Raw genomic sequence first — 13,851 nt, forward strand, 5'->3', positions numbered from 1 at the left:
CCGTGGACGAACTCGGAATGATCGTGTCCCTGCTGGAGGAGGAACCCTCCGCGCACGGTGAGCAGGACGGACGGCGCAAGCTGACCTTCGAGACGACCGGATCGGCGGGGTCGCGGCGACGCGTGTCGAAGATCCGGCCGCGCTTCGCGCTGTTCGGCGGCTTCGGCCTGGCGGGAGCGGCGGCAACCGTGGCGGGCGCGGTGCTGCTGTCGTCCGGGACGACGCCGCGCGCGCCGGACGCGTCCGGCGTCACGGACGCGTCCGGTTCCCGGCTGATGCTCACCGCCGCCGAGAGCGTCGAGAAGCAGCCCGCGCCCCAGACCGGACGCTACTGGGCGGTTCAGGAGCAGCTGGGCGGACGGCTCGTCGAGGAGCACAAGGAGTACGACTTCGTCCGGCAGACGGGCCAGTACGACGCGGGCCCGAAGAAGGAGGACGCCTGGATCACCCAGCGCATGGTGTCCAAGAAGTACGTCAGGACCACCAAGGCCGATGGCGCGCGCGCGAACGTGTTGGACTCCTTCCGGTGGACGAAGTCGATGCTCGCGCAGGGTTCCCTGTTCCAGACCCAGATGGCCGGCACCTCGCGCCCGGGCACCGCTCCGGCCCAGGTCGATCTGCGGACGCTGCCGTCCGATCCCGACGCGCTGAAGGCCGCCCTGGAACGGACGCTGCCGCCGGAATGGCGGGGCCCGAACGAGACGGACTGGCTGTTCGCCAACGCCAAACTGATCCTGTCCGGCCCTGTCGACCCGCGCACGCGCGGAGCGGTGTACCGGTTGCTGGCCGAGGACCCGAACCTGCGGAACCTCGGCACGGTCATGGACGCGCTCGGTCGGCGCGGGACGGCGTTCGCCCTGCGCGAGAAGTCCCAGAACCCGGCCGACCGGGGCCTCCAGGTGCAGATGATCATCGACACCCGCACCGGACGGCTGCTCGCCACGCAGACCGTCCTCACCAAGCCCGGCGGGATCTGGGCCGACCGCAAGACCGGCGACATCGTGGACTACGACGCCGTCCGGTCCTACGGCTGGACGGACCAGGTGCCGAACTACCCGATGCCGAAGACGCTCTGAGGTGAGGTGCCGCGCTCGGTGAGCGGGAGGCCGAGCGCGACACGGTCGGTCAGCCAGCGGCTCGCGCGGTAGCGCGGGTCGCCGGTCCGCTCGTCGAGTTTGCGCAGGTCGGACAGGACGGACGCGGCGCCCGCGCGGTCGCCCCACGCAAGGGGGCCGCGCGGGTAGCCGAGGCCGAGCCGGACGGCCGTGTCGATGTCGCCGGGCGTGGCGAGCCCGCGCTGCGCGATCTCGCAGGACACGTTGACGATCGACGCCAGCAGGCGGCGCGCGGTGGACACCGGGGCGTCGGCGACGACCGTCACCGGACGGCCCGTCGCCGCCAGCGCCGCCAGCGCGCCGCGCGCCGCGTCCCGGGACGCGCCCGGATGGACGGCCAGGACGATCCGCTTCTCGAACCCGCCGGTCGGGTCGACGCGGAGCGTTCTGGACGCGTCCCGGCCCGCGTTCACCGGATCGCCCTCGCCAGGGACGTCCAGCAGCACGCCGGACAGGCTCAGCTCGACTCCGGCCTCCCGCAGCATGTTGCGCAGCCTCTCGCTGCCCTTGACCCACACCGGGGACGGCGGGACATCGGTAGCGGCCTCCGCCGGCTCCTCCTTCACCCCGTCCGCATACCGGTACCAGCCCTCGCCGACCTTCCGGCCGAACAGGCCCGCGTCATACCGCGCGCGCGTGAGGTGGGACGGCCGCAGCCGCTCGTCATAATGGAATCCCTCCCAGATCGTCTCCAGGACGGGATGGGAGACGTCCAGCCCGGTGAGGTCCATCAGCTCGAACGGGCCCATCTTCAGGCCGAGGACGTCGCGCGCGATGCGGTCCACGTCCACCGGACGGGCCGTCCCCTCGGCGACGATCTGCAGCGCCTCGGTCGTCAGCCCGCGCCCCGCGTGGTTGACCAGGAACCCCGGGGTGTCAGGCGCCCGGACGGGCGTGTGCCCGAAACGCCGGACGAGGTCGGTCAGCGCGTCCGGGATCCAGGCGGCCGTGCGCGCGCCTGGGATCACCTCCGCGAGCTTCATCAGCGGCACGGGGTTGAAGAAGTGCAGCCCGGCCAGCCGGGACGGATCGGACATCCCCGCGCCGATCCGCGTCACCGACAGCGAACTGGTGTTGCTCGCCAGGACGGTCGTCTCCGGGCACGCCTTCTCCAGCCCCTGGAAGAGCTGCTGCTTGGTCGCCAGATCCTCCCGGACGGCCTCGACCACGAGATCAAGCTGGTCGGCGGGCGCCAGCGGGTCGTCCAGGGGGACGAGCCGGGACTTGGCCGCCGTCGCGTCGTCCGCGCTCATCCGGCCCTTGGCGGCGAGCTTGTCGAACATCGCGCTCACGTACGCGACGGCCGCCTCCACGGCCTCCGGTCGCGCGTCGGCGAGCTGGACGGTCAGTCCGGCCGCCGCCGCCACCTGCGCGATCCCGCGTCCCATGATCCCGGTGCCGACCACCCGGACCGTCGTCGCCCGTTCCGCCCAGTGCTCCACGCGCGGCCTCCTCGGCTCGTTCCAGAACGAAATTCCAGACTCCGTCAGGCGGAACGCCGTCCGGCGACTCCGCCCGTACGCGGCATACCCTGCCAAGAGCCCGATGTGTTCGTCTCGTCCCCGCCGCCACTTTCTCCGCGTCTTCCCCCGCGTCCTGAGGAGCCGTCCATGCGCGAAGTCGTGATCTGCGAGCCCCTGCGGACCCCGATCGGCCGCTTCGGCGGCGCCCTCAAGGCGGTCGCGCCGGTCGACCTGGCCACCACGGTCATCCGCGCGCTGCTCGACCGCACCGGCCTGCCCGGCGACGCCGTCGACGAGGTGATCCTCGGCTGGTGCAACCCGAACGCCGACGCCCCCGCCATCGGACGCGTCGCCGCGCTCGACGCGGGCCTGCCCGTCACGGTCGGCGGCAGCCAGGTCGACCGCCGCTGCGGCTCGGGCCTCCAGGCCGTCCTGGACGCCGCGATGCAGATCCAGACCGGCGTCGCCGACGTGATCATCGCGGGCGGCACCGAGTCGATGAGCAACGCGCCGTTCTACACGACGTCCGCGCGCTGGGGCGTGCGCACGCCGTCCCTCGAACTCCACGACGCCCTCGCCCGGGGCCGGACGACCGCGGGCGGCGCGAACCACCCGGTCCCCGGCGGGATGCTCGAGACGGCCGAGAACCTGCGCCGCGAGTACAAGATCGGCCGCGAGGAGCAGGACGAGCTGGCCGTCCGCTCCCACCGGCGCGCCGTCGCCGCCCAGCGCGAGGGCCGGTTCGCGGACGAGATCGTCCCGGTGACGATCCCGTCCCGCAAGGGCGACGTCATCGTGGACACCGACGAGCACCCCCGCCCGGACACGACCGTCGAGGGCCTCGCCAGGCTCCGGCCCGTCCTCGGCAAGGCCGACCCGGAGGCGACCGTCACCGCGGGGAACGCCTCCGGCCAGAACGACGCGGCCGCCGCCTGCGTCGTCACGACCCCGGAGCGCGCCGCCGAGCTGGGGCTGCGTCCGCTCGTCCGGCTCGTCTCGTGGGCGCGCGCGGGCGTCCCGCCCCGGACGATGGGCATCGGCCCCGTCCCGGCGACCGCCAAGGCCCTGGAGCGCGCGAACCTCACCCTCGCCGACATCGACCTGATCGAGCTGAACGAGGCGTTCGCGGCCCAGGTCCTCGCCGTCACGCGCGAGTGGGGCTTCACGGACGCCGACTGGGACCGCACCAACGTCAACGGCTCCGGCATCTCCCTCGGCCACCCGGTCGGCGCGACCGGCGCCCGCATCCTCGCCACGCTCGCGCGCGAGATGCACCGCCGCGAGGCCCGCTACGCCCTGGAGACCATGTGCATCGGCGGCGGCCAGGGCCTGGCCGCCGTCTTCGAACGCACCTGAGACCGCGCCCGGCCCCCGGCCCCAGGGGCCACAGCCCCGCCCCACGGGCGTCGGTCACGGCGTCCACGGGCCTACGCCGTCCCGGGGGTACGGCGTACTGGCGGGGGCGCGGCGTCCTCGCGGGGTACGAGGTCCAGGTGGGGCTACGGAGTCCAGGCGGGGTTGCGGCCGCTTCGCGCGACGAGCCGGTCGAGCGCCGGGGCGTCGTCCGCGATCGGGACGGGCGGCCCGAACGCGTTCTGCGGCGGGCGCGGCCCGTCCTCGTCCGGGGTGGGAAGGCCCGCGAACAGCGCGATGCAGGTCTCGGCCTCGTCCGCCGGGACGTCATAGGGCTGACCGGTCGCGCGGGCGAGGTCCCAGCCGTGCAGGATCACCTCGTCCAGCGCCACCCGGGCGAGGACGGTGGTGGGCAGCGGCACCCCGCCCGCCTCGCTCATCCCCTCCCACGCGGACGGCTCGCGCCACGCCTCGACCAGCTCCTTGAGCTGCGCGGGGATGCGGGTGCGCCAGTCGGCGGGCAGGTTCTCCGCGTTCGGCGCGCCGGGACGCGACGCCCCGGGCGGGACGACCTTCCGCGCCACCAGGACGAAGCCGGACGTCAAGCCGTTCACATGATCGAGCAGCGCGGCGACCGACACGCCCTCGCAGGGCGTCGCGGCGTCCATCGCGTCGTCGGGGATCGCGGCCAGCACGCCGTTGAGGCGCTGCGCCGCGGCCTCGAAGTCGAACTCGACGGCCATCTGATGCTCCTCTTCTCGGGATGTTCCGCAGAGGAGGACCGGACCCGTCGCCCGAAATCATCGGCGAGTGGATCTTATAAAATATATTCCGGTCGGCCGGTGACGTTCCGTGTCCGGACGGGACGGCTGTCGCACGTAAGCTACTGCCGAGTAGTATTCGGGACCCGGATGAAGTGCGGTATGTCGCGAGCCCTTACGCTGACAGCCAACGGCCCGTACCCAGGAGGACGGAACAAGTGCTCTACGCCACGACGTTGATAATCGGCCTCGTCGGCACGGCGGTCGCCTTGGCGCTCGCCGGCCGCCGGGTGCTGTTCCTGTGGAACTGGTTCAAGAGCGGCCAGCCCGACCCCGACCGCGTCCTGACCGTCAAGCGGGACCGCAAGGGCGACGTCGAGGGCCAGGTCGTCGAGGTCATGGGCCAGCGCAAGCTGCTCAAGTGGACCGTCGCCGGCGCGGCGCACGCGGCCGTCATGTGGGCCTTCATCCTGCTGATCACCGTCTACCTCGAGGCGGGCGTCGCCCTGCTGTTCGGGCTGGACAAGCACATCCCGGGCCTGCAGACCTGGGGGCCGATCGGGTTCGTCCAGGACACCATCGCCCTCGCCTGCGCCATCGGCCTCGGCGTGTTCGCGCTCATCCGGGTGAAGAACGCGCCGGCCAAGCTGGACCGCGACTCCCGGTTCAAGGGCTCGCACACCGGCGGCGCGTGGCTGATCCTGATCATGATCTTCAACGTGATCTGGACGATGTTCTTCTTCCGGGGCGTCGAGTGGGCCAACGGCAACCTGTCCTACGGCAAGGGCGCCTACTTCTCCTACGCGGTCGGCCAGCTGTTCAAGGGCATGTCCCACAGCACCCTGGACGTCCTCGAGGCCGTCGGCCTGCTGCTGCACATCGGCGTCGCGCTGGTCTTCCTGGTCATCGTCGTGAACAGCAAGCACCTGCACATCTTCATCGCGCCGCTGAACGTCATGTTCAAGCGCCGCCCGGACGGCCTGGGCGCCGTCCAGCCGATGATGAGCAAGGGCAAGCCCCTCGACTTCGAGGAGGCCGACCCCGACGAGGACACCTTCGGCCGCGGCAAGATCGAGGACTTCACCTGGAAGGGCTACCTCGACATGGCGACCTGCACCGAGTGCGGTCGTTGCCAGTCGCAGTGCCCCGCCTGGAACACCGGCAAGCCGCTGTCGCCGAAGATGGTCATCCTCGAGCTGCGCGACCACGCCATGGCCAAGGCTCCGTACATGCTCGCCTCCGAGGAGGAGCGCGAGAAGTTCACCGACGAGCAGAAGCTCGCCATGCAGGTGGACCGCGAGCTGGTCGCCGAGGACGGTGTCATCCACCCGGACGTCCTCTGGTCCTGCACCAACTGCGGCGCCTGCGTCGAGCAGTGCCCGGTGGACATCGAGCACATCGACCACATCCTGGACATGCGCCGGTTCCAGGTCATGATCGAGTCCTCGTTCCCGAGCGAGGCGGGCGTCATGCTCAAGAACCTCGAGAACAAGGGCAACCCGTGGGGCATGTCCGAGATGAAGCGCCTCGAGTGGATCGAGGAGCTGGACTTCGAGGTCCAGGTCGTCGAGGACAAGATGCCCGAGGACACCGAGTACCTCTTCTGGGTCGGCTGCGCCGGCGCCCTGGAGGACCGGGCCAAGAAGACCACCAAGGCCGTCGCCGAGCTGCTGCACATCGCGGACGTCAAGTTCGCGGTCCTCGGCCCGGCGGAGGCGTGCACCGGTGACCCGGCGCGCCGCCTGGGCATGGAGTTCGTCTTCCAGATGCTCGGCCAGCAGAACGTCGAGACGCTGAACGAGGCGGGCGTCAAGAAGATCGTCGCGACCTGCCCGCACTGCTTCAACACCCTGGCGAACGAGTACCCGCAGATCGGCGGGAACTACGAGGTGGTCCACCACACCCAGCTGCTCGCGCACCTGGTCGAGGAGGGCAGGCTCACCCCGGTCACCCCGATCGAGGAGAAGATCACCTACCACGACCCCTGCTTCCTGGGCCGGCACAACAAGGTCTACAAGCAGCCGCGCGACATCATGGCGACCGTCCCCGGCGTCCAGACGCAGGAGATGCACCGGCACAAGGACCGCGGCTTCTGCTGCGGCGCCGGCGGCGCGCGGATGTGGATGGAGGAGCGCATCGGCAAGCGCATCAACACCGAGCGCGTGGACGAGGCCCTCACCACCGACCCGGACACCGTCTCCACCGCCTGCCCGTTCTGCCTCGTGATGCTCGGCGACGCCATCAACGAGAAGAAGAACGCCGGCGAGGCCAAGGAGTCGCTGGAGGTCGTGGACGTCTCCCAGCTGCTCATCCGCTCCGTCAAGGGCGAGCCCGTCGCCGCCGCGTCCGAGTGACGGCCTGACCGTCCCGGCCGCCTGAGCGGCCGAACAGGGCGCACGGCCCGACGGCCCCGATCCGGATCCTTCCGGGCCGGGGCCGTTTCGCGTCCCGGACCGTTTCGCCTTCCACGGCCGGTTCGCGTCCCGGACCGGTTCGCCTTCCAGGACCGGTTCGCGCTCCGGGTCGGTTCGTGTTCCGGACCGGCGTCATCGGACCGTTGTGAAAAGTTCTTCGCGTTTCAGGGGCGCGCCGTACTGTGGGACGCGTCACCCGTATCGGCCCGTCCGCGCCTCGGGCCGATACGGGTCCCGGCCGCCGGAGAACGGCGGCCCGGACGCCGTTCCCACGGGTCAAGAGATCCCTGGAAGATCATGGGGGCCGGGGGACGCGGTTCCCGCCCGCGCCGTCCCGCCGCCCTGGTAGGACCGGACGCATGGCGATCGTGATGGCGCTGGCGTCCCTGCTGATGACCCTGCTCGGCGGGCTCGTCGCGATGCACGTCCACGACCGCCGCCATCTCGTCCTCGGCCTCGCGGGCGGCCTGATCCTCGGCGTCGCGGCCTTCGACCTCGTCCCCGAGTCGCTCCAGCTGTCGCACCAGCACGTCCTGCACGTCCACGCGCCGATGGTCGGCTTCGCCGTCGGGTTCCTGGTCCTGCACGTGGTCGAGCAGCTCTCCGCGATCCACCAGGCGCACGAGGGCGAGTACGCGCCGCACCAGCACCCGCACGGCCACGGGCACCCCGGGAAGGGCGGCCACATCGGGATCCTCGCGGCGTGCGCCCTGGTCGGCCACAGCATGGTGGACGGCCTGAGCATCGGCCTCGGCTACCAGTCGGGCGGGGACGTCGGGCTGTTCGTGGCCCTTGCCGTCATCGCCCACGACTTCGCCGACGGCTTCAACACCTTCACCGCCGCGTCCCTGAACCGCGCGAACCGGCGTCCGGCGATCATCCTGCTGGCCCTGGACGCCGTCGCGCCGGTCGTGGGCGCCGCGCTGACGCTGCTGGTGACCGTCCCGAAGTCCGCCCTCGGCATCTACCTGGGGTTCTTCGCCGGGATCCTGCTGTACCTGGCGGCGGGGGAGATCCTGCCCGAGGCGCACAGCCGCCACCCGCGCGTCCTCACGCTGTGCGCGACGGGCGCGGGACTGCTCGCCGTCATGGGGATCATGACCCTCGGCGAGTGAGGAAGACGCGAGACGGGGGTGTTGAAACGCGAGACGGGGCCGTCCCCGAAGGAACGGCCCCGTGTCGACGCGGATCCGCGTGGGTCAGGAGGTGACCTTGGACATGAAGTCCGGGTTGGCCTTCAGCCACTCCTCCACGCCCTGCTGCTCACGGCCCTTGAACTTGTTCATGACGTTGTCCTCCAGCGGGAACAGCTGCTGGTCGGCCATCTTGAACTTCTTCAGCCAGCCGGTGACCTCCGGGAAGTCGGCGCTGAAGCCCTTGCGGGCCAGCATGTACGACTTCTCGGCGGTGCCGAAGGCGCCCTTCGGGTCGGCCAGCGGCTTGATCGGGAACTTGCTGTAGGCCCAGTGCGGCTTCCACAGCGTGACCACGATCGGCGTCTTGGAGTTCGACGCGCGGGTCAGCTCCGCCAGCATCGCCGGGGTGCTGCTCTGCAGGAGCGTGAACTTGCCGTCCAGCCCGTACTGCGGCAGCACCTTCTCCTTGGCGATCTTCATCTCGCCCGCGCTGGGCTCGATGCCGACGATCCGGTTCTTGTACCGGCCCGGGTCGTTCGCCAGGTCCTCGACCGAGTTCGCCGGGTCGTCCTTGAGGACGGCCAGCTGCATCGACGCGTTGTCGTACCAGGGCCCGAGGTTCTCGAGCTTGTCCTTGTACTTGTTGTAGTACTCGGCGTGCGTGGCGGGCAGCCACGAGTCGAGGAACAGGTCCACGTTGCCGTTGGCCATGCCGGCGTACAGCGGACCGGCGTCCACCTGCTCCAGCTTGACCTTGTAGCCCTTGTTCTCGAGCGTCCGCTTCCACAGGTGGCTGATCGCCACATCCTCGTCCCACGGGATGTAACCGATCGTGATGGTCTTGCCCTTGCCGCCACCACCGCCGCTGCCGTTCCCGGCGACGCCGAGCCCGGTCGCGAGCAGCACGACCACCAGGAGGCCGGACAGCGCGAACGCCGGACGCGGCCGGTAGTGCAGGACCATGTCCCAGCCGCGGGTGTGGACCCCGGCCTGCTTGCGCCGGGTCACGGGGTTCAGCCGCTCGCCGAGCGCGCCGGTCAGCCGGTCCAGGGTGATCGCCAGGACGACGACCGCGAGACCGGCGTTCACGCCGCCCGCGATGTCCAGCTGCGTGATCGCGCCGAACACCTCGGTGCCGAGGCCCTGCGCGCCGACCATGCCGGAGATGACCACCATGGACAGCGACAGCATGATCACCTGGTTCACGCCGGCCATGATCGTGCCGAGCGCGAGCGGAAGCTGCACGCGCAGCAGCGTCCGCCGGGGCGAGGTGCCGAACGCGTCGGCGGCCTCGACCATCTCCTTGTCCACCTGGCTGATGCCCAGCTGGGTCATCCGGACGCCGGGCGGCAGCGAGAAGATCATCGTCGCGATGATGCCCGGGACCTGCCCGATGCCGAAGAAGAACACGGCGGGCAGCAGGTACACGAACGCGGGCATCGTCTGCATGAAGTCCAGCACCGGCCGGACGCCCGCGGCGAACCGCGCCGAGCGCGCGGCCAGGATGCCGACCGGGATGCCGATGATCAACGCCGCGAGCGACGCCACCAGCACCTGCGCGAGCGTGGACATCGCCGCGTCCCACTCGCCCAGGTTGTCGATCAGCATCATGCCGAGGAACACCAGCGCGGCGGCCAGCGGACCCCGCAGCCAGAGCCCGATCATCGCCACGACCAGCGCGAACGCGATCGCGGGCGGGGCCTGGAGGGCGCTCTCCAGATGGCCGACGAACCCGCCGATCACCACGTTGATCGCGTGGAAGACCGGCTCACCGTGGTTGGTCAGCCAGTTGACGGCACTGTCGGCCCAGTCGCCGACGGGGATCTTACGCATCGGCCATCACCTCCGCCTCGTCCACGACGACGCGGTTCTCGCCGGTGTTGTTCGCCGCCTGACCCAGCGCCGCGAGCAGCGTCACGCGCGGGATCACGCCGAGCAGCCGGCCGGCGCCGTCGCAGACGGGCAGCGGCAGGGCGCTCTCGGCGGACGCGCTGAACAGCTCGGCGACCGGGGTGTCCGGCGTGACGGGCTCCAGCCCGCCCTCGATCAGCTCGTCCAGCGTGGTCGCGCCGTCCCGGACGGCCTGGGCCGTCCGCTCGGCGTACACCGCGCCCATGAGCTTGCGGTCGCGGCCCATGACGAACGCGCCGGCCACCTGGGCCTCGCGCATCGCCCGGACGGCCGCGCGCGGTCCCGCGGCGGGGTTCACCACGGCGACCGGCTTCTCCATGACCGAGCTGGCGGTCAGGACACGGGAACGGTCCACATCGGCGACGAACTGCGCGACATAGTCGTTCGCGGGGTCCATCAGGATCTCCTCGGCGGTGCCGATCTGCATGATCCGGCCGCCCCGCATCATGGCGATGCGGTCACCGAGGCGCATGGCCTCGTTGAGGTCGTGCGTGATGAACACAATCGTCTTGCCGAGCTCGTTCTGGAGCTCCAGCAGCAGTTCCTGCATCTCCCGCCGAATGAGCGGGTCGAGGGCGCTGAACGCCTCGTCCATCAGCAGGATGTCGGTGCCGGAGGTGAGCGCTCGCGCGATACCGACGCGCTGCTGCATACCGCCGGACAACTCGTGCGGGAACTTGTCCTCCCAACCGCCGAGTCCGACGGTCTCCAGGAACTTCCCAGCCTTCTTGTGGCGTTCCTCCTTCGAGACGCCCTGCACTTCCAGGGCGTACGCCGCGTTCTCCAGAACGGTGCGGTGAGGGAAGAGGGCGAAGTGCTGGAACACCATGCTGACCTTGCGCCGGCGCACCTCGCGCAGCTCCTTGGCGGAGAGTTGCGTGAGGTCGGTGCCGTCGATCAGCACCTGTCCCGACGTGGGCTCCGACAGCCCGTTCAGCATTCTGATCAGCGTGGACTTGCCCGATCCGGACAGGCCCATCACCACGAAGATCTCGCCCTCACGGACGTCGAAGTCGACCTCGACGACCGCGGGCGTGACCCCCAGCTCGCGTACCTCTTCCACAGACGCGCCTGCCTTCAGGCGGCGCATCGCCTCCCCGGCCTTGCGGCCGAACACTTTGTAGACGCCTTCCGCGCGGAGTGTGGACACGTTCTCCTCTCTCGTTCCCACGGGCGTCCAGTTGGGGCCGGATGCCGAGGCACGCGTTCAGGGCACCGCGCTGGGTTCTCACCCGGTGCGGAACCCTGAGCGCGGGCAGGGGAACTCGTCTCGAGTTGCGCTTGTCCGTGCTTTGCGCTTTTGCGGGGCTCTCCCGGCACAGCGGCGCCAATCGGGATGTGCGATCGGTGTCACGCGATCCGGCTGTCAACCAATCGGCGTTGCCGTGCGTCGATCGAATTTACCGGCATATCGAGAAAGTTTCATCTTCAAGTGACCTCGGTCACAAATTGATTCATCAAGGTTTAGAACGCAAAAAGGCCGCCTACGCGCGCGCGTAGACGGCCTTTCGGAGTGCTTCGGTCAGACCTTCGTGACGTGGAAGTTCACGTAGGACCGCGACGGCGTCGGCCCCCGCTGGTCCTGGTACCGCGACCCGTACCGCTCCGACCCGTAGGGGTGCTCGACCGGCGAGTTCGTCCGGAACAGGCACATCTGCCCGATCTTCATCCCGGGCCACAGCTTGATCGGCAGCGTCGCCACGTTCGACAGCTCCAGCGTCACGTGCCCGGTGAACCCGGGGTCGATCCACCCCGCCGTCGAGTGCGTCAGCAGCCCCAGCCGCCCCAGCGACGACTTGCCCTCCAGTCGCGCCGCCAGATCGTCCGGCAGCCCGAACACCTCGTACGTCGAGGCCAGCACGAACTCGCCGGGGTGCAGCACGAACGCCTCGTCCGGCGCCACCTCGACGAGTCGGGTCAGGTCCGGCTGCTCCTCGGCCGGGTCGATGTGGGGGTACCTGTGGTTCTCGAACACCCGGAAGTACCGGTCCAGTCGGACGTCCACACTGGACGGCTGAACCATCTCCGGCTGGAACGGCTCGATCCGCACCCGCCCGGACTCGATCTCTGACCTGATATCGCCATCGGAAAGCAGCACGTCAGAAAGGTACCGCCTCCCCACCCCAGCCCGCCGCGAGAGCAACCGACATGCACGCACCCCCACCCGTCCGGTAGCATGTCCCCGTTCGCCCGCACCACAAGGCGAACCACGCGGGTGTAGTTCAATGGTAGAACTTCAGCTTCCCAAGCTGACAGCGCGGGTTCGATTCCCGTCACCCGCTCCAAGCCGAAGGCCCTGGTCAGAGACGATGTCTCCAGCCAGGGCCTCGGTCGTTCCAGGGCCTCCCGCGGGCTCCGTGCCATTAACGTGCCATTAGGCCACCGGCACGAGCACCCCAGCCGCCCCGTCGTCATCGTCGTCGTCCCGGCCCTGCTCGGCCTGAACCAACGCGTCGAGCCCATCGGCGATGGCGCGATCTCCCTTGGCGGACTTGTGCTGGTACCGCAGCGCCGCCCGCTCGTTGTCGTGACCCATGCGCGCCATCAGGTTCTTGGTCGACACCCCCATGTCGGCCGCGAGCTGGTTGCCCGTGTGCCGAAGATCGTGGAAGTGCAGCCCCGCGACCCCCATCGCGCTCACGACGTGGCTCCACCGGGTGATCTTGTTGAACCCACTCCGCCGCAGCGGACCGCCCTTGACCCCAGTGAAGATCAGAGCGTCCGAGGGCTCTGCGGTGTACTTCTCCAGGTGCTTGATCAGGTCGGGGACGATCGCATCGGGGATCACGACCGTCCGCACACCCGCACGAGACTTGGGCGGCCCGAGCAGCATCGTCCCGTTGGCCTGCTCCACGAAGGCTGCTCGGACCCGCACCGTCCGATTTTTCAGGTCGAGGTCGCACCGCCGGAGCGCGGTGATCTCCCCCCAACGCAGGCTCGCGAAGGTGGCGAGCAGGATGAAGGCCCGCAGCCGATCGTCCTGGACCACGTCCGCGTGCCCGTCCTCGGCCAGCTTCCACAGCGCGCGCTCTGCCTGAGCACGTGTGGCGAAGGTCTGGGGAAAGCGCGTCATGAGCCCGCCCTTGACCTGGTAGCGGAGCCTGTACTCGCCGGAGTCCAGCTTGCGGAAGTTGCCGACCGGACGCGCCCCCACCCGATCGGCCAGTTCGAAGACCTGAGCAACGGTGAGCGTCGGCCGCTCCTCCGCGTGCTCCGTGCCCGCACCGCGTACCTGGCAGGGGTTGCGGGGGAGAAGCTTGTCTTCCACGACCGCCGTCATCAGCACCGCCCGGAGGAGCCGGTACGCCTTGGCGCGCGAGGTCCGTCCGACACCAGCGCCGGCCAGGTTCGTGAGCCACTCCCGGATCATCGGCGTGGTGAGCTTTCCGAGGGTGACGCCGCCCAGGTGGGGCGCAATGTGCTTGCGCAGCAGCCACACGTAGAGCTCACGCGTACGAGGTCGGAGGTTCTGACGCTGCTGGATCCACAGCTCGGCGTAGACGCTGAGCTTGACCTTGGCCTTCTCCGGATCCACCCAGTCGCCAATGAGCATCTGCGCTTCGATCAACGCCAGCGCACGCAACGCTTCCGTCTTGTTGGCGAACGTGTTGGGTGCGGTTCGGTCCCGACCATCCGGGCCCGAGTAGCGCACCTGAAACCGGCCCGACGGCAACTTGCGGACGTTGCCGAAACGGCGG

The 13,851-nt window shown here is 69.9% G+C and carries 10 protein-coding genes and 1 tRNA gene; 5 read left to right on the forward strand and 6 right to left on the reverse strand.

All coding sequences use genetic code 11. The features are described from left to right. Positions 1-2 precede the first annotated feature (2 nt). The gene (locus AB0L06_RS11600; protein WP_500230898.1) at positions 3-1,076 is read left to right on the forward strand and encodes a CU044_5270 family protein; all 1,074 of its coding nucleotides are present in this window, start codon (positions 3-5) and stop codon (positions 1,074-1,076) included. Here AB0L06_RS11600 and AB0L06_RS11605 read toward each other — a convergent pair. Further along, positions 1,052-2,557, reverse strand: coding sequence for a 3-hydroxyacyl-CoA dehydrogenase (locus AB0L06_RS11605; protein ID WP_500230899.1), 1,506 nt, complete (start codon positions 2,555-2,557; stop codon positions 1,052-1,054). The genes AB0L06_RS11600 and AB0L06_RS11605 overlap by 25 nt on opposite strands. A 168-nt stretch (positions 2,558-2,725) precedes the next feature. On the opposite strand from AB0L06_RS11605, the gene AB0L06_RS11610 reads away from it, so the two are divergent. After that, positions 2,726-3,934 carry an acetyl-CoA C-acetyltransferase gene (locus tag AB0L06_RS11610; RefSeq protein WP_500230900.1) on the forward strand — a complete coding sequence of 403 codons (1,209 nt, stop codon included), beginning with the start codon at positions 2,726-2,728 and terminating at the stop codon, positions 3,932-3,934. Positions 3,935-4,077: 143 nt separating this feature from the next. Here the strand turns inward: AB0L06_RS11610 and AB0L06_RS11615 are convergent, their stop codons facing one another. Beyond that, on the reverse strand, positions 4,078-4,674 hold the full coding sequence (locus tag AB0L06_RS11615; RefSeq protein ID WP_500230901.1) for a TIGR03086 family metal-binding protein: 597 nt from the start codon (positions 4,672-4,674) through the stop codon (positions 4,078-4,080). A gap of 236 nt (positions 4,675-4,910) precedes the next feature. On the opposite strand from AB0L06_RS11615, the gene AB0L06_RS11620 reads away from it, so the two are divergent. Together AB0L06_RS11620 and AB0L06_RS11625 are read left to right on the forward strand one after the other, a co-directional pair. Next, a complete protein-coding gene (locus tag AB0L06_RS11620; RefSeq protein WP_500230902.1) occupies positions 4,911-7,046 on the forward strand; it encodes a (Fe-S)-binding protein in 2,136 nt (711 codons plus the stop codon). A 419-nt stretch (positions 7,047-7,465) separates the two neighbouring features. Then, entirely contained in the window at positions 7,466-8,221 is a 756-nt protein-coding gene (locus tag AB0L06_RS11625) for a ZIP family metal transporter (protein WP_500230903.1), read from the forward strand. A gap of 84 nt (positions 8,222-8,305) precedes the next feature. Here AB0L06_RS11625 and AB0L06_RS11630 read toward each other — a convergent pair whose 3' ends face one another. From AB0L06_RS11630 to dcd, 3 genes are all read right to left on the reverse strand, one after another. Further along, a complete protein-coding gene (locus tag AB0L06_RS11630; protein ID WP_500230904.1) occupies positions 8,306-10,075 on the reverse strand; it encodes an ABC transporter permease/substrate binding protein in 1,770 nt (589 codons plus the stop codon). Next, a complete protein-coding gene (locus AB0L06_RS11635) occupies positions 10,068-11,303 on the reverse strand; it encodes a quaternary amine ABC transporter ATP-binding protein (RefSeq protein ID WP_500230905.1) in 1,236 nt (411 codons plus the stop codon). The genes AB0L06_RS11630 and AB0L06_RS11635 overlap by 8 nt, the downstream gene beginning before the upstream one ends. Before the next feature lie 372 nt (positions 11,304-11,675). Next, the gene (dcd, locus tag AB0L06_RS11640; protein ID WP_500230906.1) at positions 11,676-12,251 is read right to left on the reverse strand and encodes a dCTP deaminase; all 576 of its coding nucleotides are present in this window, start codon (positions 12,249-12,251) and stop codon (positions 11,676-11,678) included. A gap of 113 nt (positions 12,252-12,364) precedes the next feature. Here dcd and AB0L06_RS11645 point away from each other — a divergent pair. Further along, positions 12,365-12,438: transfer RNA gene (locus AB0L06_RS11645), tRNA-Gly, on the forward strand. An 89-nt stretch (positions 12,439-12,527) separates the two neighbouring features. On the opposite strand, the gene AB0L06_RS11650 is transcribed toward AB0L06_RS11645, so the two are convergent. After that, complete coding sequence (locus AB0L06_RS11650) at positions 12,528-13,826, reverse strand: tyrosine-type recombinase/integrase (protein ID WP_500230907.1); 1,299 nt, start codon at positions 13,824-13,826, stop codon at positions 12,528-12,530. Positions 13,827-13,851: the final 25 nt, after the last annotated feature.

Source organism: Spirillospora sp. NPDC052269, assembly GCF_040679435.1.
Taxonomy (GTDB): domain Bacteria; phylum Actinomycetota; class Actinomycetes; order Streptosporangiales; family Streptosporangiaceae; genus Spirillospora.

Excerpts from the sequence above, each read along its gene's own strand:
- AB0L06_RS11610 (WP_500230900.1), top strand. The coding sequence starts at position 2,726 with ATGCGCGAAGTCGTGATCTGCGAGCCCCTGCGGACCCCGATCGGCCGC.
- AB0L06_RS11615 (WP_500230901.1), bottom strand. The coding sequence starts at position 4,674 with ATGGCCGTCGAGTTCGACTTCGAGGCCGCGGCGCAGCGCCTCAACGGC.
- AB0L06_RS11625 (WP_500230903.1), top strand. The coding sequence starts at position 7,466 with ATGGCGATCGTGATGGCGCTGGCGTCCCTGCTGATGACCCTGCTCGGC.
- AB0L06_RS11630 (WP_500230904.1), bottom strand. The coding sequence starts at position 10,075 with ATGCGTAAGATCCCCGTCGGCGACTGGGCCGACAGTGCCGTCAACTGG.